This is a genomic window from Roseiconus lacunae (assembly GCF_008312935.1).
GTDB lineage: Bacteria > Planctomycetota > Planctomycetia > Pirellulales > Pirellulaceae > Stieleria > Stieleria lacunae.
In genome coordinates, this window is record NZ_VSZO01000001.1 from 298,360 (window position 1) to 318,683 (window position 20,324).

The following is a 20,324-nucleotide window of genomic DNA, read 5'->3' on the forward strand; positions in this document are numbered from 1 at the left end:
ATCAGGTCAGGGTAAAAACGCGGACGCTGCGAAGTCTTGCGGCGTCATCACAATCGCTTCGAGTTCGATCGATGAAACGAGCCATCATCTCAATCACGAAGTGGGCCTGGTTCGGTCTGCTGCTATTGTTAGCGTTCGGCTACATGGCGTCCGGATTATCCAACGGACGAACCACCGAATCAGCCTCTTCGATCCGGCCGAAAGAGAGCGATCCGCGATCCCCCGATATGTCACTCGAGGCTGCCGGGAATTCGAAGCCGATCGCGACGGAATCAGGCGACGCAGATTCAGTCGATGCCGTCGTTGACCGGATCGATCAAGCCCGACGACAAGCGATCACCGCGGCAGGACTGCGGTCTGCGGAGATGGCGGATTGGATGACCGTCTGCCGGCGTCTGTCGTTGGCGCTCGTCGGGAGCGGATTGTCACTCGAAGAGATCCGCGCACTCGAGTCATTGCCTGTCGATCAACGCGAACGCGCCCATTTGGATCGGTTGCTCGGTGACGTTCGGTTTCATGATTACTGGGCCGAGCGTTGGACACGGTTTCTTGTCAGTGATGAAGGCCCTTTTCTGGTGTACCGACAACGACGGTTTCGCCATTGGTTAAGCGAGACGATTGCCGAAAATCGACCGTACGATCAAGTGGTTAGAGACTTAATCACTGCCGAAGGACTTTGGACAGATCGCCCCCAAGTCAACTTTTTGACGGTCACCTTCGATAGTAACGATGGAAGCCCTGATCCGGTGCGTTTGGCGGCTCGGACCTGTCGAGCATTTCTAGGGTTACGGATCGATTGTTTGCAGTGTCACGACGACTTTTTAGGAAATGTCAGTTTGGGAGATGAAGACGCACTGCGAGGAGGCAGCCAAACGGACTTTCATCAACTGGCCGCCTTTTACAGCAGCGCCAAAACAAACGGATTGCAGGGAGTGCGGACCGAGAGCGTCGACTACCGTTTCCAATACCTTGATGCCGACGAAGAAGTCGACGTGACGGCGGATGTGCCCTATCGCCAAGACTTACTACCAGAGGATGGTGACCCGCGCGAGCGATTGGCTCGTTGGGTGACGGCGGCAGACCATCGACAGTTTGCTCGTGCGGCAGTGCACCGTTTTTGGACGTTGATGTTCGGTCGAGCGGTGACCGATGCCGTCGACAACTTGCCGCTCGATGAATCCGATGATCCCGTACTGGTTGCGTTGATCGATGATTTTCAACGGCACCGAGATGTCCATCGAACGATTCGATTGATCGCATCGACCGAAGCATTCCGCGTCGATAGCGTTGCCGATTTCGAGATCACGGCACGGCACGAAGTGGTGCACGCAGCGTTCCCGCTCACCCGGTTGCGGGCCGAGCAGGTTGCCGGATCGATCACCCAGGCATCGAAGGTCAAAATGATCGATCGCGACTCTTCGCTGTTGGTACAACTGATCCGTTTCGGGGCGATCAATGATTTTCTAAAGCGTTACGGTGATTTGGGTGAAAACGAGTTTTCCAAGGACGGCATCACGATTCCTCAACGTTTAATGTTGCTCAACGGGTCGATGCTTCACGAAGCGGCAAAGTCAGAACCGATCTTAAATACCACCGGACAGATTAAGTCCTTTGCCCAAGACGATCCCCAAGCCGTCGAAGTCGCATTCTTGTGTTTGCTCAATCGGTACCCCACCAAAGAAGAACAAGCGTACTTTGCCGAAAAGGTTGGCGAAGCGGACGGCCGTGGCAACGGTCTGGAAGACCTGTTTTGGATGCTCGCCAATTCGACCGAGTTTACGTGGAATCATTGAACGTCAAATAGCCCGGCGAGAGCCATAGCGAATCGATTCATTCAGTGCCTACGTTTCGAAAACCCATCGCGAGGTTAGTTGTGAACGATCGCGGTACTTGTTAACTACATCGCACTTCATAGATCACTTATCGAACATGTTGCATTCATCCGTTTGCGATCCAAAGTTGCACTTTTCGCGCCGCACCTTACTAGGCGCCGGGGCTGGTGGGGCGATGCTTTCGGCGATCGCGAATCAGCTTGCCTGGGCCGACCAAATCGCCAAGACCGACGCCGGCGAACAAAAGAATGTCATTCTGCTTTGGATGGATGGTGGGCCAAGTCAATTGGAGACCTTTGATCCGCATGTCGGCAGCAAGTACGGCGGCGATGTGGGGGCGATCCCGACGACGGTCAAAGGACTTGAGATCGCCGACACGCTGCCGCAAACTGCGGAGAAAATGCACCTGGGAACATTGATCCGCAGCATGACGAGTAAGGAAGGTGACCACCAACGCGCGACATACAACGTCAAAACTGGATGGCGTCTCGATCCGACGTTGGTTCATCCGTCGATCGGTGCGGTGCTGTGTCATGAGTTTCCGCAATCATTGGATATCCCACGTCACGTTTCAATCATCCCCGGGCAGTGGCCTTCCAAAGGTGGCTACTTAGGGCCAAATTTTGATGCCTTCATCGTCGGTGATCCCAACAGCCCGGTACCCGACTTGAAGGCTCGTGTTGATGCCGATCGGATGGATCGAAGGCTCAACGGGCTCGACTTTTTAGAATCTCAATTTCGCCGCGGTAGATTAAAAGACTTGGATCACAATCGAACGTTGCACCAATCGTCCACGGCGGCGGCACTACGAATGATGTCCAGCGAACAAATCGACGCATTCGATGTCAGCGACGAGTCTGCCACGACGTTGGCGTCTTTTGGTGACACTCCGTTTGGACGCGGTTGTTTGGCGGCATCGCGGTTGATCGAAGCCGGCGTGCGATGTGTCGAAGTCAACTTAAGCGGTTGGGACACTCACGTGAACAATCACTCGCTTCAGTCGTCAGCATGCGGGACGCTGGATCCCGCACTTGCATCACTGCTTGGAAGGTTGGAAGAACGTGAGATGCTGCGAAACACGTTGGTCGTTTGCGGCGGTGAGTTCGGCAGAACACCGGTGATCAATCCGGCCGGAGGACGTGACCATTGGCCGAACGGGTTCTCGATGTTTCTGGCCGGTTGTGGGATCCGCAAAGGAAGCGTCTATGGCGCGACGGCAGCCGATCCGGTGGTCAAATCGGAGGATCTGAAATCGAATCCGCTGGTTAATTTGGACCAGCCGGTCACGATCGGCGATCTGCACGCAACGATCCTGAAGTGCCTGGGGGTCGCGTATGAACGCGAGTTAGAAACGCCGGTTGGCCGCCCTTTGGTCCGTATCGAAGGCGATCCGATTGATGATCTGATGGTTTAGCAAGGGCTGCGCAGTGATCCGCTATCCCAGAGAATTGGGGCCGCAAACTTGTCACCGTTGATCGGGTTTCTTTGTAATGCCGGCAGCGGTCGTGTATAACGAGAGGACGAATCGAAGCTTAACATCATGATTGCCCAACGTCGTTCCCGCTAACGGGATGCATGCGACTCGAACGTGACACAATTGTCTTCGCCTTTCATCGAAACGCGAGGGTGTGCCTGCGTTGTGACTCCTCCTCTTTTCACTGGGCAGTTTAATGATTCGTTCGAACAACCTACGAAGCGGTACACACAGACTCCTGGTCCGTCTCGGTATCACATGTGTGTTTTGGGTGTTGGTCGATTCAGTTGCCGCGTTGTCGAACGATGCGGTGGCAGAAGCGACGGAATCAAAGGCGGATTCTTTGGTTCAGAAAGCACTTCAATCAGAACTCGCCGGTGACTCGGTCGAGCGTTTTCGTTTGCTCGACCAAGCCGTCGAGCAGGATCCAGAAAACACCTCGGCGCAGTGGCAATCTGGCTTCCTTCTCCACCGTGACCGGTGGGTTCCCGTTCGGTTATCAATGCTGATGAACTCTGCCGATGAGGTTCTGCAGCAGTACCACCAGCGACGGCGAGAACAGTCCGGTAACCTTGCCGGTGAAGTTTCACTTGCCAAATGGTGTCGGCAGAATCAGCTTGACGATCGAGAGCGAATGCACTGGGAGAATGTGCTGACGCTTGCCCCCAACCATGCCGAAGCCCGATCAAAATTGCGGCTACGACGCTACGAAGGCCAATGGGTCCCCAAAGACCAGGTGATCACGGCGAAACGATTGCAAAATCAAGAACGACGAGCGCTCCATCAGTGGATGCCAGTGCTACGCGAATGGGTCGAACGGATTGAAGACGTTTCGGCCGACCGGTCCGAGGCATGGCGATCCATTGCGTCGGTGGATGATCCCGATGCGATCGGTGCACTTGAAATCTTCGCCCACCGAAGCGCTCCTTCGCTGCAACGACACTTGATCGAAGTGATCGGCCGAATCGACGGTCAGACTTCGTCGGACGCCTTGGTCAGACTTTCGCTGGAACTTGACGACGCGTCAGGACGGAATATCGCTGCCCTTGAACTTGCCAAAGATCCGATTCACGCGTTCGCCGGCCAGTACCTCGATCGACTTGAAGCACCGTTGAAGTACCGATCATCCCTCTCGCGAATCGGGGATACCGTGTTTAGTGAAACCTTGATTCGACAAGAACGCGCCGATGACGTGGTCACCTTTACTCGAGCAACGAAGGCGGGGATGTCCATCAACGCCCCAGTCATTCGGACAAGCCGAGTCTATCACCAGATATTCGCCAACGAGCTCGCGTTTCAAACACGTCGGATCGCCGAAACAGAACAGTCGATTGAGAACCAAAACGAGGATCGGGCGTCGAGCAACGAACGCATTTTCGCGGCCCTCAAAACGTCGACCGGCGAGCAGTTCGACGATCAGCCGCAGCTTTGGTGGGACTGGTGGAAGCGGTACAACGAATACGATGTCACGGCTTCCAAACGACATGTCCATTTGTCGCAAACAGACTATCGACGCGGCGAACTGCGAATCCCATTACCACCGCGATGTGAGTGCTTCCCCGCGGGAACCATCGTGCACACTGAAACCGGGAGACGTCCGATTGAATCGATCCGAAGCGGTGACAAGGTATTGTCAAAGGACCCGATTTCGGGCGAGCTCAGCTATCGCTTAGTGACTCGAACTACCGCTCGTCCACCGAGTGACACGATGCGTCTGATGGTCGCCGGCGAGTCGATTACGGCAACGGTGGGGCATCCGTTCTGGGTGACCGGAAAAGGCTGGACGATGGCGAAAGAACTCAATCCGGGCGACCGACTGCATGGACTGCACGGCTCTGTCCCGATCGAGGTTGTCGAAGGCGGAGCGGCCTGTGAAGCGTTCAACCTGGTGGTCGAAAAGACCAACACGTACTTTGTCGGCGAATCAGCCTTGTTGGTTCATGACAACATGATCCGTTCGTCCTCACAACAGCCGATTCCAGGTTGGCATTCGAATTAGTGGAACGTTGTCGCCCCACCTTTCGCCGGTAGGCTGTGAGTTCAATGCTTTACGTCCGCACGTTCCGCATGCCCGCTGAGCCGACGGCGCTAGCCGCGGGCCCAGCCTTCCACGTGATTTTCCGCAGCACAGGTCCGACGCTAGCGCGTACGGCTCACGGATCTCGAAAAGATTCCCGGGAAGCCAGTTTCTACGACGGTGCTGCCAGATAAAACGGTGCTTGCGCAGGCAATTACTTCGAAAGCTTTTTCTTTGCAGTCGTCATTCCTTTGGCGATCGTGTCGGCAAAATCCGCCGCATCCAGTTCGGCCAAGACCAAGAATGCTTCGCTAAGCACTCGCTTGGTTTCTGCGGCATTGATGTGAGTCTTTTCGGTGTCCACACGTTTGCTAACGGCGTTGTAGAAATCGGTCAGTTTCATTTCAATCTCGAGTCAAGCTGGGAAGTTTTTCGATGCTGAGTTCGTGAAGCCAAAGGCAGCTTCTTACAAAGCCATCGTACCATGTTTCACCTCGTTCGACGCTTCTGGTCGATCGACATCACATCGTCGCGATTGACTCGAAGTCGGGCGATTGCCGGACTTGTGTTTCGGTCGATGCCCTGTCAGATTGAGTCCCCATCCGCACCTCTATTGAAACCGAAAAATGTCAGGACCCTCGGACGATCAAATCATCGAGTCTGTTCGGCTGTATCGTGAGTCGCTTGCCGAAACAAAAGCGTTCTATTTTGAGGCGGCCGAATTGGTCCGTGGTTCCTATGGTTGGCTGGGGCAAGGCCAATCAGACGCCGAGTCGTTCGCCCAGCAGATGGATGATTTGCACCAAGGATTCTTGATGAAGGTCTTCGCCGCGGTGGTTCCCGACGCGAGTGCGAAAAGTCTTGAGCAGCGACAAATGGGACGCGCGTTATTAGAGCATTTGTGGGGAAAGTCGGTGCTCGGTAGTCAGCTTCATGAAGCCGTCGACTGGCTGATCAATGCCGCCGCGGATTTCCAATGGGACGAATTGGTTCGCCCGTTTACAGAGTTACCCGACCTGCGAAATCATTGGGGCGAGTTGGAAACGCTGGCCATGCGAATGGCAAACTTGTTGACGAATGTCGATGGTAATGTCAGCGTCGCCGACAATGCCAACATCGCATCGATGAAGCGCCAATTTGATCAAGCACGTGGACGGGCTCCCGACAACCTTACCCGTCAAGCCGATACCGATAATGCGCGTGCCGCCATCGACTGGCTTCGTGACGAGGCGAAGCGGTTACGTGGTGACGCAATCTCGGCGAACGTCGGAAAGCCCACACCAACGGCCGGCCCAGGAAGATCGCCGCAACCGGCGTCACCGCAGCGATCAACGCCAAAGACCACGACGACTGAAACATCCGAAGACGTTCGCACACCTGAGCAACGTTTAGAGGATGCCAAGGCAAAGCTTGACCGGTTGATCGGGCTGGACAACATCAAGGATCAGATCCAAACCTTAACCAACTTTTTGGCGATGGAACGAAAACGCCAGGAACTAGATCTGCCGACTTCGCGACCGAGTCTGCACATGGCATTTGTCGGTAATCCCGGGACAGGAAAAACCACGGTTGCGAGGATCATTGCGGAGATCTACGGTGCGCTCGGGGTCCTCGAGAAAGGGCACCTTGTCGAAACCGATCGCAGTGGGTTGGTAGCCGAGTTCGCCGGCCAAACCGGTCCTAAAACCAATGCAAAAATCGATGAAGCTCTCGATGGCGTGCTGTTTGTCGACGAGGCCTACACACTGATCGACGAAAGCGGCCAAGATCAATACGGTCGCGAAGCCGTCCAGACACTACTCAAGCGAATGGAAGACCAGCGTGAGCGTTTGGTCGTGATCTTAGCCGGGTATCCGAACGAGATGAACGCGATGATCCGCAGTAATCCAGGACTGAGCAGTCGTGTCGGAACGACCATGCACTTCGCCGACTACAACCCCGAATCGCTCTGCCGAATTTTCGAATTGATGGCGTCAAAGGCGAAGTATCAATTGCCGACCGAATCACGGCGAAGGCTATTGCGTGGATTCACGTACTTGTATGCCAAACGGGATCGACATTTTGGCAACGGACGTACGGCCCGCAATAGTTTCGAACGAAGCGTGCGTCGCTTAGCCAATCGCTTGGCCGAAATCAAAGACATCACCCGTGATCTACTCACAACCCTGCAAGGCGACGACATCGAAGTCGCCGGAGTCGACAGCGCTCACCTCAAGGCGATGGCGGCCAAACCAGGTAAGGTCCGCATCGAGTGCAATGGGGGGGTCGCACAAGTGGTCGATGATCACTGCCTAGGGACCGAAATCACCTGCGACGATTGCGGCGAACCTTACTTCGCCGACTGGGGTGAACCGGTCATTGAGCTTGAAGCGGAACCTGAACCATCGTCCGAAGCAAAGCGGTAAATGTAAACCAACCCTCCGACTGACAGCGTCAGTACGCCGACACTGACCCACTGAGAAATCGTCAGCGAAGTGTTGAATTGCCCTCTTTCATCGGTCCGCACGATTTCCAAAATGAATCGCGCGATGGCATACGATGCAAACCCCACGAACATCAATACGCCGGGGCGGCGGATGTAGCGTGAAAGCACGCACAAGAATACGCACAACACGATGCCGCTAAAGCTGCTGATTAACTGGGCGGCGCGGACCGGCAACGATCGTGGCGGTAGCTGGGCGGGACTGAGTTCAAACGTCTCGCCTTCGACCACCATCACCCAACCGGGGACAACGTCTTCTTCGGGGATGTTCGGATCAATCGATTCCGTCGGGGGATATGTCGGTTGGCCGTACTCATACCGCTCGCCAACATCGATTCCCAAACGGTCGGCAAGACTTCCGCTTTCGACCGACTCGATCCGACCGGTATCCGGGTCGATCCGCATGCCCAGCAGTTCGCCCGATCGCAGTTGTTCTTGATAAACCTTATTGATCGGCGGAAAACGAATTGATGCCCAATCGGGTTCACAACGTCCGCCGTAACAGCAACCATTCATCAGGCACCCAATGCGACCAAAAAACAGCCCGATAAACAGACAAGGGATGATCGCGTCGCCGAACCGGAATAGGGGCAAACGATGGCGGTAGTTGAAAACGAGGAACGCCAAAAAACCACCGATGAATGCACCGTAGACGACCAGGCCGCCTTCGGTAAATGCCATGACATTTCGAATCGTCTGGCCGATCGAATCACCGATAAAGCTGTCGCGATACTGGATGACAAAAAACAATCGCGCCCCTACGATCCCGCCAATGAAAACGTACGGCGCGAGCGCGTAGACAAGGTCCGGATTCAGTCCCGCTCGCCGCACCCGAGCGGTGGCCAATGTTATCGAAGCGATCAGGGCAAGCACGAGGAAAAAGCCATAGCCGCGAATCGGCAGCCCGACCGGATTACCGCCCACACCGGCAATTTCAATTGTTGGCAAGATGAAAATCACAATCGCAGCCGCGACCAGCCAAATGAAGCTCTCGCCCATCAATGCACTGGCGAGACTAGCCGATGGCGAAGACGGTTCGCCAGCTCGCGCGGGTGCGTCCGTAGGTCTGCGTTCGCGTTGAATGATCCAGCCGGCTCGTAACAGAAATCCAACGAGCACCAGCAGGGCGGCCCAGCCAAGCCCGAACACCGACAACGGTCCCAATTCGTGTGGAATCAGAAAGAGCGTTCGCTGCATCGATTTGTATGGGCAAGTAGGGGTGAGGCCAATGTGGTCAGCTTAACAGGATCTGCCGAACGTCAAAACTTGATCGTCACGCATTCGCAGCGTGAAAGTTGTGTTTGCCCATCGGAATCCAACGGTGGGCAACTTGCGGGCCGACGGCCCAAGTGCTTCGTCAACCATTGAATTTAGGATTTACCGCATGGCGTTAGCCACGGTTTCGGTGCAGTAACCGCGGCTAACGCCCGTCGGCTGATGAGCCGACAGCGTTTGCGTCACCACACGATTGCTCTGGACCGCAGGGCGATTCCTTTTCTACGCTCCGCGGTGTTGATAAGTCTAGGTCTAGTTGTCCTACCCACCCGCATCATCAAAAGCATGGATTGCCAACCCGCCCCACCGAAGGCCAGATGGACCACGGTCGCCCTGTTCGCGGCCCTCTGTGCAGCGTATGCCGCCGAAAACCGCCCGTGCGCGGCCGTCGAAGCCCGATTGGACGATGCGGCCGAATCGCATTCGACCGATGACGCCCCGTTCCAAGTCACGATCGAAATTTCCGAAATCGTCGATGGCAAACCCCATCCGATCGACCGGCATCTCGTCATTTTCAAGGACAACCGGGCCTACGATTTTTCGTTGGTCCCGCCAATGGATGTCACCGTCGTTGATTGGAACGAAAAGCAAATGACGGTGCTGTCACGACAAAAAAGCTTGCAAAGCTCGATCCCGATCGCGAGCGTGCTGCAAACGGCCGCGCAAATCCGCGTCTTTGCCAAAAAGAATGACGCCGAAGAGCGGCTGGGAATTTCTGCTCAGGCGACGCGTACTGCGGACGGCGCCGTCGAACTCGCGTTTGCCGATTACCAGTACAAAGCAACCACACATCAAGCGACCACGCCGCAGCAAGCTGCCCGATTTGCCCAATTTACGGGCGCGGTCAAGCGACTCAATTTGGCTCGACATCGAGGCGCACCGCCATTCGCACGTATTTCACTAGGAAATGAGATTGCGTCGAAAGGAGAATTTCCGAAAAACGTCCAACTCACAATTGGCAACGGCAGTACGACGCGAACCTTGGTTTCACATTACACCGCCAAAGACGCTCTAAGCCCCGAGTCCGAAGACCGCGTCAACAAGGTGCAGGGGATGATGACGCTTTATTCTGACGTTCCGTTGAGTGATCTACCGTAGCACCACCGGCCGCATGCGATTGCTTGCATCGATGGCTACGGTACGCTACAACGTCACCCCCAGGAGAACGTCTGGCGGGGGCGTTGCCTCCTTGGTTTAGACTTGCGTATGGCTATCGTAGGACGGAGATTCAAATGTGGAATGATCAGCATCAGGTTGTGATGGGAACGAGTGGTTCACGCGGCGCGCCGTCAGGCCGTGCGATCTGGCAGTGGAGCGGTGAGCAGTGGGACCTGAAACTGATTCAAAGCGAAAATAATGGCGTCGCCGGCGATCCGCCGTCGCTACCTGGCCGATTCAAAGGCCAACTTCGTGCGACGCCTTGTGTCGAAACTTTGGCGACTTAATCGATTGACCATTGATGGATGATTTAGGATGCCCGTTCCGCAAGGGCATTCAGGTGACGGACCAAGGTGAACTGGCCGAATGCCACTTCGCCGCCCGATTGACCGGAGCCAATCCGCGACACTGTGTCGTCGATCGCAGTGCCTGCGAAGTCTGTATCGAAGGCGCGCCGCTTAGCCCGGTGACGATCAATCCGGTCATGCCTTCGGTGATCTTGAATGCATGCGAAGTGTCATTCGATGCCCCCGAACCGGAAACGATTCCGGGCGTCTTAAAAGCCTGGGCCGAACGGGCTGTCAATCATGACAGTATCGACGTTACCGTGCCGACGATCCATGCCTGTGACCTGGTGCTCGATGCCAGAGGCGTCACTTCGGCGAGCAAGCTTGAACAGACGATCGCAGGATCACTTGACCAAGTCGACACCCATGTGATCCTGCATGTCTTGACCGACTCAAGTATCCACGCGTTACGGTCGCAGTCGACAAACCTGACCGACCTGTTGGCCCGGCCGAACGTTCACACTCAACGACTCGATCAGCCGAGCGATCTTGGTGAGATCCTTAATCAGATTATCGCCCGTTCGGAGACCCCATCGCTTGCCTTCGTCGACGGCCACTGCCTGCAGCGCTCGACGCGACTGAAGCGTTCGCTTCAGCACTTGCATGATCGGGGTACCGAACTGGTCTTCGCCCACTGTGAATCTTGTGACGGCATGGTCCATCGATCATTCCTGTCCAATCAGGCTGCCACATTACAATTGGCAACGATGGTGATCCGGCGAGCGGCGTTGGTTGATTTAGGCGGCTTCGACGCAACCGTGGGCGACGCCTGCTTGGAAGAGTTGCTACGCAGGGTGATCAGGCTTGGTCGTCCGATCCATCTTGCCGAAGAAGTCTTGTGCCGAATCGATACTCAAGAGCGTGGTGACGCTGCCTTTATCGGAGCTTTAAATTTTGACGTACCGTCCGAACCGATCACTCAGCGAGTGAGTGCACGTTTGGTCCGCGACCGAGCCCGTTGTGATGTGGTCATCCCGTTTCGCGATGGATTCAACTTCGCGGCCGAAGCGATCGATAGCATCGTTACTCAGCGGAATGCCGAAGTGATCCTACACCTCGTCGATGATGCGAGTCTCGAATCGAGCAACGAACTTCTAAATCGCTATCGCAACTTACCGAACGTTCGCCTCTATCGCAACGAAAGGAACATCGGACCGTTTGCGACGTTCAATAACTTGATGGAATTTGTCAAAACCGACTTCGTGGCAGTCCAAGACGCTGACGACATTAGCCTTCCAGATCGGATCGCCCATTCATACGCCTTGATGCAGTCGACTCGTGCTGATCTTCTGACCGGCGCGACCGAATTGTTTGGCGAGTCTTCGTTGGTCGACAAGATCTGTTGGGATTATTTTACGGTGGATGAATGCGAGTGGTTACCACTGAGATTTTCGCGGTACGCCTGCCAGTACACCAGCGGATACTACATGGAAAACCCGACCCTGGTGGTGCGACGTCCAAGTTTTATCGCACTCGGCGGTTATGGAGATTTTGGCGAACGAAACCGAAATCGAACCGGGGTTGATACGGATCTGCAGTTGCGTGCCTATCACGCTCGTTCATCAATCGCGGTCACGCGAGACGTCGTCGTCCGCTACCGATGCCACGGTATTTCTGCGACACAACACGATGACTCCGGGATCGGGTCGCGGGCCAACCGCGAGTCGACCGAGGAGGTGCTACGGCGACTGAAGCTATATGCCCAAGGCAGCTTTGATGCGAGATGGTTTGGTGCTCTCGATCTTTATCGAGGCGTGACACGCCCATTAAGCCCTTCTGACTGACGATGTCGCGGAGCCGGACGCGGAGTTTGTCTGTGATCCCTCCCCTACGAGTGTGACCTAATCGCGTGTTACTTAATCGTGGATGCGATTCCGGTACGGACGGCGGACATTGCTCGAATCGTGCGGTATGGCACTACGGCAAGCATGAGTGCGTAGACACTCTGTCGCATATGGTTACACCAATACTTTTTAAGGGGAACTCCTCGACGCTTTGACGAGGAATCTCACCTATAAAACGAGGGGCGATGCTAGGTTTGGAAACCGGACGGTGTCGCGTTCCCTCCTTACTCATCAACAAAGTGTCATCAGATCACCCCATCGATCGATGGATCGAATTCTGTCTCCCCGAAGACACGACGCAAGAGGACGCAGAATCGGTTCGCCGCAGCCGTCTCGTCGTCTTACTGTTGACACTCGGTTTCTGCGCCGCCTATGTGTATTCGGTCTATTACATCGTACTGGGGACGACGTGTTCAAACATCGGCCCACAGCAAGCGTTGGTAACCGTCCCGGTTATCTTCTTTCTGTTCCGAAGGTATCGATCGGTATGGCTGGTCGGCAACTTGCTGGGGTTGACTTGCACCGTCGGGGTCGGCTTCCCGATCGTATTCACTGGGGGCGTCCATTCCTCGGCGCTCAGTTGGCTGTTTTTCGGACCGTTGGTCGCGGTCATCCTCGCGGGACGACAGTCAGGAATTATTTGGTTTGTGGTCAGTGCCACATTCGTGTTGGTGTTGATGGCGGTTTCTGATCAACCGTGGTACCCGGAATCTGAAATCCCGCAGAATCTCGCGAATGTGCAAGCAGCCGTGGTTTCCTTAGGACTGATTTCGGTTGTCACCGCAACGGCGTGGTCATTTGGCGCCGCCCAAGAAGCAGCCACGTTCAAGTTGCATGCTGCCAACGAGATCGCCGAACAGGCGCGACGTGAAGCCGAGTCCGCACACGCCGATTCGTTGCTAGTCTTGGATAACGTCATCGAAGGCCTGGCGATCGTCAACTTGGCAGGTGACTTCGTGGGGCCGCCGTCAGCGATTTTTCAGAGATGGTTTAGCTGTCCAGTCGCTGGGGTCAAACTTTGGACCTGGTTCGAAGGCACCGACCAACGACTCGCCGAAAGTTTCGAGATGAACTGGGAACAGCTTTCGAGTGATTGGATGCCACTCGAACTTGCAATCGATCAACTGCCGAAGTCCTTTGATTTTGAGGGCGCGTCATATGAGTTAACCTACCGACCGGTGGTGATCGATGATCAGCTGAGACACATCTTGGTTATTTGTACGGACGTCACAGCCGAACGTGAATTCAAACTTGCCAGTGAACTACAACGCGAACAGTTGACGATCTTCACTCGCTTTGTTCGTGACCCCGGCAGTGTTCGCGGATTCATGGATGAAGCCGATCGTTTGGTTTCCGATTTGACCACTGGAATCGGAACGTTGGCAGAACAAAAACGATGGGTGCACACGCTGAAAGGCAATTCGGCGATCTTCGGATTGAACAGTTTTTCTCGATGGTTGCATCGATTGGAAGACGAACTCGAGGAAATCGATGGTGCTTACGACGCGGCACGGTGGGAAGCACTGGAGACTCAGTGGATCGCAGTCCGCGCGCGATTGTCAACGATCGTCAGCATGGAAGACATCGATCATGTCACTGTCGACAAGAAAGATTTTGAACAGACACTGCAAGCAGTCGAATCAGGTGTCGGAGGTCCACTGCTTGCCGCTTTGATGCGACGCTGGACTTGGGATCCGGTCGATCGGCGTTTGGAGTTGTTGGCCGAACGGGCGAGCCAACTCGCCGAACGACTCGGCAAAACCGGTGTCGAAGTGAACGTCGAAGCAGAAAATGTAAGGCGTCCCCCGGGGCCCGATTGGAACGCGTTCTGGGGGTCGGTGGTGCATGTTGTCAGGAACGCGATCGACCATGGTATCGAGTCACCCGATGACCGTTTGAAGTCAGGAAAAGAGTCCGCCGGAAAAGTGACGCTGCGAGCGTGGGAAGAAGACGAGCAATTCGTGTTCGAGGTCAGTGATGACGGCGCCGGAATTGATTGGTTGAAAGTTGCCGAACGCTGTCAATCGCTTGGCCTGACCTGCGATTCGACAGACGAACTACAAGACGCAGTGTTCGCCGATGGGGTCACGACGAAAGACATGGCAACCGAAGTATCCGGCCGAGGCGTTGGTATGGCTGCTGTCAGAGAAGCTTGCCAGGCTCTCGGCGGTGACATCGAAATCGAATCAAGTCTTGGAAAGGGAACAAAATTCCGATTCAATTTCCCAACCTATCACATGCAGCCCGACGCAATGCTCTTCTACATCTGACGCATTGATTTGCGTTTGCCAAGTTCAGACGAATCAGCCCTCATCGCGTCAGTGCATCTCCGAGAATCTAATTCGGTCTATCGATCGACAATTTGTCTAAGTCTTTGAATCGATACAAGTGGTTGTCGTTGCAAGAACTGGGGGCGACGCATTCGCCGATTCCTTCGCACCCTCACCATCGGATGTCAATTGCGGTGGATGAATGAACCAGGCCGCGACGGCCAGGGGCAACATTGCCGTAGCGAAGCATGCGATAGCGGGGTCATAAGCCCCGGTTCGATCCATAAATGCTCCCATCAATAACGGCCCACAACCGCTTCCGGCGACGGTCCCACACCAGATGGCGCCGCGAATGCTTCCCAGGTGACGACGTCCGTAATAACGAACCATGATCACACCGGTTACCGAAATCAACATTCCTTGACCGCCTCCGAACAACATTGCAAACAGCTTGGCACCGAGCAATGAATGATCGAAGCGAAGCCAGATCAAGCTGAGCGCGATCATGCTAGTACCGATTCCGAATAATCGATTGAGTCTTAGATAGTCACCCAACACTCCACCGCAAAGTTGTGCGCCAAGCATCGAAAATCCCAGGATCTTAAACAGTGTTTTCGCATCGTCCTTATCCAACCCCCGCTCGGCACAAAGCGTGAATAGATAGAACAAGACACCGGTTCCTGCCATCGCCCAAACGATGTTCGAAAGCCCGATAACATAATAAGAAACCGTCCGAATCGCATCGGCCAGTTGCATCCCATCGACATCGTCAAGTTGACCGGGCTGTCCGGCATCCGATTCGCCGAACGCTTGCGAACGATCGTCTTTTGAAGCCACATCGTCCGAAACATGCACCACCGATGTAGCGCCGATGGTTTCAGGATGCGGGCTTGGCATTATGCCATCGACCGATTGCCCCAAATCTTCGGGACGGTTGCGGTACAAAAGAAGGATCACCGGAAACAGAAACACAACGAGGATAACCGCGATCCATCGGTACGTGGAACGCCATCCGATGGTCTCGATCGCAGTCGATAACCAATCGGGAACCCAAGCAAACGCGACTGCCGAACCAATGCTCAGTAGCGCCGAGACACGTCCGATCCGAGTTCGAAACCACATCGCGGTCGTGTTGTTCGACAACAGTGACATCGATCCCTGGCCAAGGAATCGTAAAAAGAAGAACGCTGCCAACAACCCCAAGAAACTAGTGACCGTTGAAGCGAACAAGCATGCCGCGGCTAGTCCTAAGATGACGAAGCATGCGATTCGTTTGAGCCCAATTCGATCTGAAGCGGGACCAATGCTGGTCAGCGGTATCGCCGCGAGCAGGGTTCCGAGCATGTAAGCCAATCCCAGACGACTTTGCGTGAGGTCGATCGCATCGAGTAACGCGGGTGTGAACGCACTAACCGCGAACGTTTGCCCGGGACTAGATCCGATCTGTAGCAGCATTGCTAATGGCAGCATCCAATATCCGTAGAAGACGCGGCTACGCTTGGCGATTTGGTCGGATAAAAAATTCATTGGCATCGGGATGCCGATCGACGCGCAGTCTCTCAGAAAGATGCTGAAGTCATGAGTCGATCGCGTTCGCGTCAGACTTTTGTCGCCGCCCCCAAAAAACGGTGGGGCTTGCGGCAAACGCCGTCAGCTCAATTGTTAAAATGATGAAGCTTCGGATCAGTTCGCGGCGTTGTTCAGCGGAAAGCTGTTCAGTGCTTCGTTCCAACTCGATTTTAGGATGAGCCGCATACCGATAGCCACGGTTTCGGTGCAATAACCGGGGCTAACGCCCAACGGCTGATGACTTGAATCCGTTTTTTTCAAATGGAACGAAGCACTCATCCGTCGGGCGCTTGCCGTCTTTCTAGCAGAACGAGGCGCCGATTCGGTTTGTGTGCTTGGATTCTCGTCAACGGACGTCGCCCTGGCCAGATCGAATCAATCGACGTCATGTTGGGCATCATCTTTGCTACCCCAGATCGGAAACTGAGGGGCGCAGTCACACCTTGCCGACGGCCGGCGACCGTACCGACTCGCTAAAAGGAACACTGGATGCCCGAATCTTCGCCTTCACAACATCACAATCATCCGCTCGTATTGTCGTACCTTGGGATTCGTCGCGCGATCGGGCTGAGTGGGTTGATCCTGCCGGTGGTATTGGGCCCGCTCGGTTGGCTGATTCTAGACGTGGAAATCCAAGACAACATGAGCAGTTACTACCACACGCCGCTTCGTGATCTGTTTGTCGGAACGCTTTGCGCGATGGGAGTGTTCCTGTACTGCTATCGAGGCTACGGGTGGATCGAAGATTGGACGGCCAACATCGGCAGTGCCGCGGCGCTCGGGGTGGCACTGTTTCCGCTCGACTACGCTAGCGACCCACTCTACCAACGCTCGCTGGTTGGCTACCTACACTCGTTCAGCGGCGGCGTTTTTTTTCTCACGCTCGCCACCTACTCACTCTATCACTTTCCCAGTCGGGGTCACAGTGACCCCGAGATGGCCAACCACATCGCCGAGCGAAATTTGGTTTATTACACCAGCGGGGTTGTCATCTTGCTAAGCATGATTGCCATGGGAAGCTACCTGCTATTGCTCCCGGTGGAATGGAAGCGTTGGCTCAATGATCTCAACTTTCTCTTCTGGGCCGAATGGGTCGCGGTGTGGGCATTCGCCGCGGCGTGGCTGACGAAGGGCCATATCATCGTGGCCGAGATAGGAATCGACCTGCTTGCCTATTCTCGGCGTCTGGTTGACCGCTAAGCCACCATGCTGGCCATTTTTAGAATTCGCGACTGACCGTGAAGCATCGTCAACGCGAATTATCACGGGGATCGAATCCTTTGGCATGCGTCTTGCTTTGGGGTGGTCAGCCCTCATTTCCGAGCGGCTCATTACCCGAGATCATCCGCCATGTTTGCAACCCAACCAATGATTCATAACGGTGTCCTCGACGCGATCGGGCATACGCCATTGATTCGTCTTCGCCGCTACCTTGATCGCAATGACATCGACTTAATTGTCAAATTTGAAGCGGCAAATCCCGGAGGCAGTGCGAAAGACCGCCCCGCAAAAAACATGATCGATGTCGCTTTGGCCCGGCGTCAGATCACTCACCAGTCGACCATCATCGAATCGTCATCCGGCAATATGGGGATCGGCCTCGCCCAAGCCTGCCGATACCACGGGCTACCGTTCATCTGTGTGGTCGATCCGCGAGCCCAGCAGCAGAACATCCGCATGATCGAAGCACTCGGGGGAACGATCGAGTACGTCCATACGCCGATCGAAGGTGATTTCTTAAAAGCGAGGCTGGCCCGAGTTTGTCAGTTGCTTGAGCGAATCCCTAATAGCTATTGGCCAAACCAGTATGCCAACGTTGCAAACCCCGAGGCGCATTTCCACGGCACGATCGCGGAAATCGATCAGGCGCTCGGCGGGCAGTTCGATGCATTGTTTGTCGCGACCAGTAGTACCGGAACTATCCAAGGGTGTCAGGAGTACCTGCGGATGCGCGGACGAGATGCCAAAGTCTATGCGGTCGATGCCGAAGGAAGTGTCTTGTTCGGGGGTTCACATGGCCCGCGACAGATTCCTGGTTTAGGTGCCGGCCGCGTGCCACCGCTCGCAAAGTCTACCTGCGTCGATCGAGTCTTACGAGTCGATGATTTGCAATGTGTGGTCGGTTGCCGGCGTGCCGCCGAACGCGAAGCAATGTTGGTCGGTGGATCGGCCGGCGGCGTCCTAGAAGCTATTCGTGAATTGGGCAACGGCCCACGCGGAAACGGACTTCGGGGGAAACGCTGTGTCGCTGTCCTGCATGATAGCGGGTGTCGTTATCTGGACACCGTTTTCAACGATCGATGGGTCGAAACCAATTTGCACTGTTCCCCCGAGCGTCTGCGTTCGCTGATTCAAGGAACGCAAACCAATCGGGTCGCTCAACTTGAAGAGGTCGTATCATGAGCACGGTTACTTATTCTACTGACCAAATCATTGACACACGAGCGTTTGGCCCCTCTGTCCGCGTGGCCGTTATCGGTTGTGGTCCGAGAGGTAGCTACTGCTTGGAAAGCTTGCTGCGACAGATCAAAGCGAACGGAGGAAGTGGTGACATCGAAATCACGATCTTCGAACCATCCAAGTTTCCTGGCGCGGGTATCGTTTATGATCCGCGGCAACCACATTACTTGCGAATGAACCTGGCGGCGGGGCAAATCGATTTCTGGAGCCTAGACAATGACAAACATGCTAAGAACAGGCGGCACTTGTCGCTCTTGAGATGGCTCGACAAACACCATCCACAACATGCATACGCCGATGCGTACGTCCCGCGGGCTGTCGTGGGTGAATACCTGCATGAGTGCTACCAGACGACGATCGAAGAGCTATCCAAATATTGCCATGTCGAACGAGTGACGCAAAAAGTGAACGATCTTCGCCGTGAACGAGCGACTTGGGTTGTCACGACCGAAGAGCAACGTCAAGTGTTTGATGAGGTCGTGATTACGGTCGGACATGAGGGCCTGCGATGTTCGGGACGAGTCGGCGTCACCGGCAGCGCGTCTTGCGATACGCCAGTCAGTTCATTCCCGTTTAGCAGCCTTTCGGGTGATCGAGCCAAATTGTCTGGTGATGTGTTTGTGACCGGGTTCGGTTTGACGGCGATCGATTCGGTACTCTCGTTGACTGAGGGTCGTGGCGGGAAATTCTTACGCAATGGAAATCGTCTATGTTACGTTCCCCAAGGCAACGAACCGAATCGGATCCATCTCGTTTCTCGATCAGGGCGTCCGATGTTGGCTAAGCCGACAGAAAAAGTCGAGCCAATCGATGATTCCTTCTGGGATCCCTACCGAGAACAACTCGGCGAACTCCGACAACAAGTCGGCCAGATTGATTTTCGGCGACAACTATGGCCGATCGTTTGCCAATCCGCCGCAGCGTTGCTGAATCGAAATGGTATCGATGAATCTGGTGCAAGTGTGGGCGACTGGTTTCGCCGCTGGGGACGTTACTCGATGAATCACAGCCTTGCGGTTCGGGCGATGATCACGTCTTGGTTGGTGGCTACTGCCCAGCGTCCGTACGATGCCCCTGCTGCGTTGGGCACGGCATGGCGAACACTGTATCCACAGATGGTGACATTGATCAGCCACGGCGGTTTAATCCCAAAATCTTGGCCTGCGTACAGCAGAACGGCCGCGGAAATGGAACGAATTGCCTTCGGACCTCCCGCAGAATCCATCGAAAAAGTAGTGACGTTGGCGCGGCAAGGGATGTTACGATGTTCCTGCCAGCGTGACGAACCCACCCCGTCAAGTGAAAATGTCATCGCCGTACTTGCCAAGCCGAATGAACCCGAAGAAAACGGATTGATTGACAAATTGGTTCAACAAGGCTATCTCCAGCATGATCCAATGACCGGTGCGATCGCTGTTGACGAAGAAGGTCGTGCCGACGCTCCACGGGGGACGAAAAATCTTGCCGTGTTCGGGCGATGCACCGAAGGCATCATTATCGGGAACGATACACTTAGCCGATCGTTGCATCCACACCTTGAACGGTGGGCCGCTACGATGATCACTCGACGATCCCGGCCAGTTACTTTTTAACAAC

14 protein-coding genes are annotated in these 20,324 nt (G+C 55.0%); 11 read left to right on the top strand and 3 right to left on the bottom strand.

Annotated elements, in window-relative coordinates:
• Window positions 1–71: 71 nt before the first annotated feature.
• From FYC48_RS01045 to FYC48_RS01055, 3 genes are all read left to right on the top strand, one after another.
• Window positions 72–1,793 (top strand): DUF1549 domain-containing protein, encoded by a 1,722-nt coding sequence (locus FYC48_RS01045; RefSeq protein WP_149494851.1) that lies wholly within the window; start codon window positions 72–74, stop codon window positions 1,791–1,793.
• Between the two features lie 136 nt (window positions 1,794–1,929).
• Complete coding sequence (locus tag FYC48_RS01050; protein ID WP_149494852.1) at window positions 1,930–3,246, top strand: DUF1501 domain-containing protein; 1,317 nt, start codon at window positions 1,930–1,932, stop codon at window positions 3,244–3,246.
• A gap of 256 nt (window positions 3,247–3,502) precedes the next feature.
• Window positions 3,503–5,305, top strand: a complete 1,803-nt coding sequence (locus FYC48_RS01055; protein ID WP_149494853.1) for a polymorphic toxin-type HINT domain-containing protein — start codon at window positions 3,503–3,505, stop codon at window positions 5,303–5,305.
• A 232-nt stretch (window positions 5,306–5,537) separates the two neighbouring features.
• Here FYC48_RS01055 and FYC48_RS01060 read toward each other — a convergent pair whose 3' ends face one another.
• A complete protein-coding gene (locus tag FYC48_RS01060) occupies window positions 5,538–5,726 on the bottom strand; it encodes a hypothetical protein (protein ID WP_149494854.1) in 189 nt (62 codons plus the stop codon).
• A gap of 223 nt (window positions 5,727–5,949) precedes the next feature.
• Here FYC48_RS01060 and FYC48_RS01065 point away from each other — a divergent pair, with 223 nt between their 5' ends.
• Window positions 5,950–7,728: an AAA family ATPase gene (locus FYC48_RS01065; RefSeq protein WP_149494855.1), complete on the top strand. Its 1,779-nt coding sequence runs from the start codon at window positions 5,950–5,952 to the stop codon at window positions 7,726–7,728.
• Here the strand turns inward: FYC48_RS01065 and FYC48_RS01070 are convergent.
• Window positions 7,653–9,002, bottom strand: a complete 1,350-nt coding sequence (locus FYC48_RS01070) for a prolipoprotein diacylglyceryl transferase (protein ID WP_149494856.1) — start codon at window positions 9,000–9,002, stop codon at window positions 7,653–7,655. The genes FYC48_RS01065 and FYC48_RS01070 overlap by 76 nt on opposite strands.
• A gap of 363 nt (window positions 9,003–9,365) precedes the next feature.
• On the opposite strand from FYC48_RS01070, the gene FYC48_RS01075 reads away from it, so the two are divergent.
• The 4 genes from FYC48_RS01075 (at window position 9,366) to FYC48_RS01090 (ending at window position 14,699) form a co-directional block, all read left to right on the top strand.
• Window positions 9,366–10,178, top strand: coding sequence for a hypothetical protein (locus tag FYC48_RS01075; RefSeq protein ID WP_149494857.1), 813 nt, complete (start codon window positions 9,366–9,368; stop codon window positions 10,176–10,178).
• A 134-nt stretch (window positions 10,179–10,312) separates the two neighbouring features.
• Window positions 10,313–10,525: a hypothetical protein gene (locus tag FYC48_RS01080; RefSeq protein WP_149494858.1), complete on the top strand. Its 213-nt coding sequence runs from the start codon at window positions 10,313–10,315 to the stop codon at window positions 10,523–10,525.
• A 14-nt stretch (window positions 10,526–10,539) separates the two neighbouring features.
• Entirely contained in the window at window positions 10,540–12,369 is a 1,830-nt protein-coding gene (locus FYC48_RS01085; protein ID WP_149494859.1) for a glycosyltransferase family A protein, read from the top strand.
• 299 nt (window positions 12,370–12,668) lie between these two features.
• Window positions 12,669–14,699, top strand: a complete 2,031-nt coding sequence (locus FYC48_RS01090; RefSeq protein ID WP_160149258.1) for an ATP-binding protein — start codon at window positions 12,669–12,671, stop codon at window positions 14,697–14,699.
• A gap of 96 nt (window positions 14,700–14,795) precedes the next feature.
• On the opposite strand, the gene FYC48_RS01095 is transcribed toward FYC48_RS01090, so the two are convergent.
• Window positions 14,796–16,226: an MFS transporter gene (locus tag FYC48_RS01095; protein ID WP_160149259.1), complete on the bottom strand. Its 1,431-nt coding sequence runs from the start codon at window positions 16,224–16,226 to the stop codon at window positions 14,796–14,798.
• Between the two features lie 531 nt (window positions 16,227–16,757).
• On the opposite strand from FYC48_RS01095, the gene FYC48_RS01100 reads away from it, so the two are divergent.
• The 3 genes from FYC48_RS01100 to FYC48_RS01110 all read left to right on the top strand — a co-directional run bounded on the left by FYC48_RS01100 (window position 16,758) and on the right by FYC48_RS01110 (window position 20,320).
• Window positions 16,758–17,468: a hypothetical protein gene (locus FYC48_RS01100; RefSeq protein ID WP_149494862.1), complete on the top strand. Its 711-nt coding sequence runs from the start codon at window positions 16,758–16,760 to the stop codon at window positions 17,466–17,468.
• Between the two features lie 150 nt (window positions 17,469–17,618).
• Window positions 17,619–18,671: a 2,3-diaminopropionate biosynthesis protein SbnA gene (sbnA, locus tag FYC48_RS01105; protein WP_149494863.1), complete on the top strand. Its 1,053-nt coding sequence runs from the start codon at window positions 17,619–17,621 to the stop codon at window positions 18,669–18,671.
• Window positions 18,668–20,320 (top strand): FAD/NAD(P)-binding protein, encoded by a 1,653-nt coding sequence (locus FYC48_RS01110; RefSeq protein WP_149494864.1) that lies wholly within the window; start codon window positions 18,668–18,670, stop codon window positions 20,318–20,320. The genes sbnA and FYC48_RS01110 overlap by 4 nt, the downstream gene beginning before the upstream one ends.
• The last annotated feature ends 4 nt before the right edge of the window (window positions 20,321–20,324 follow it).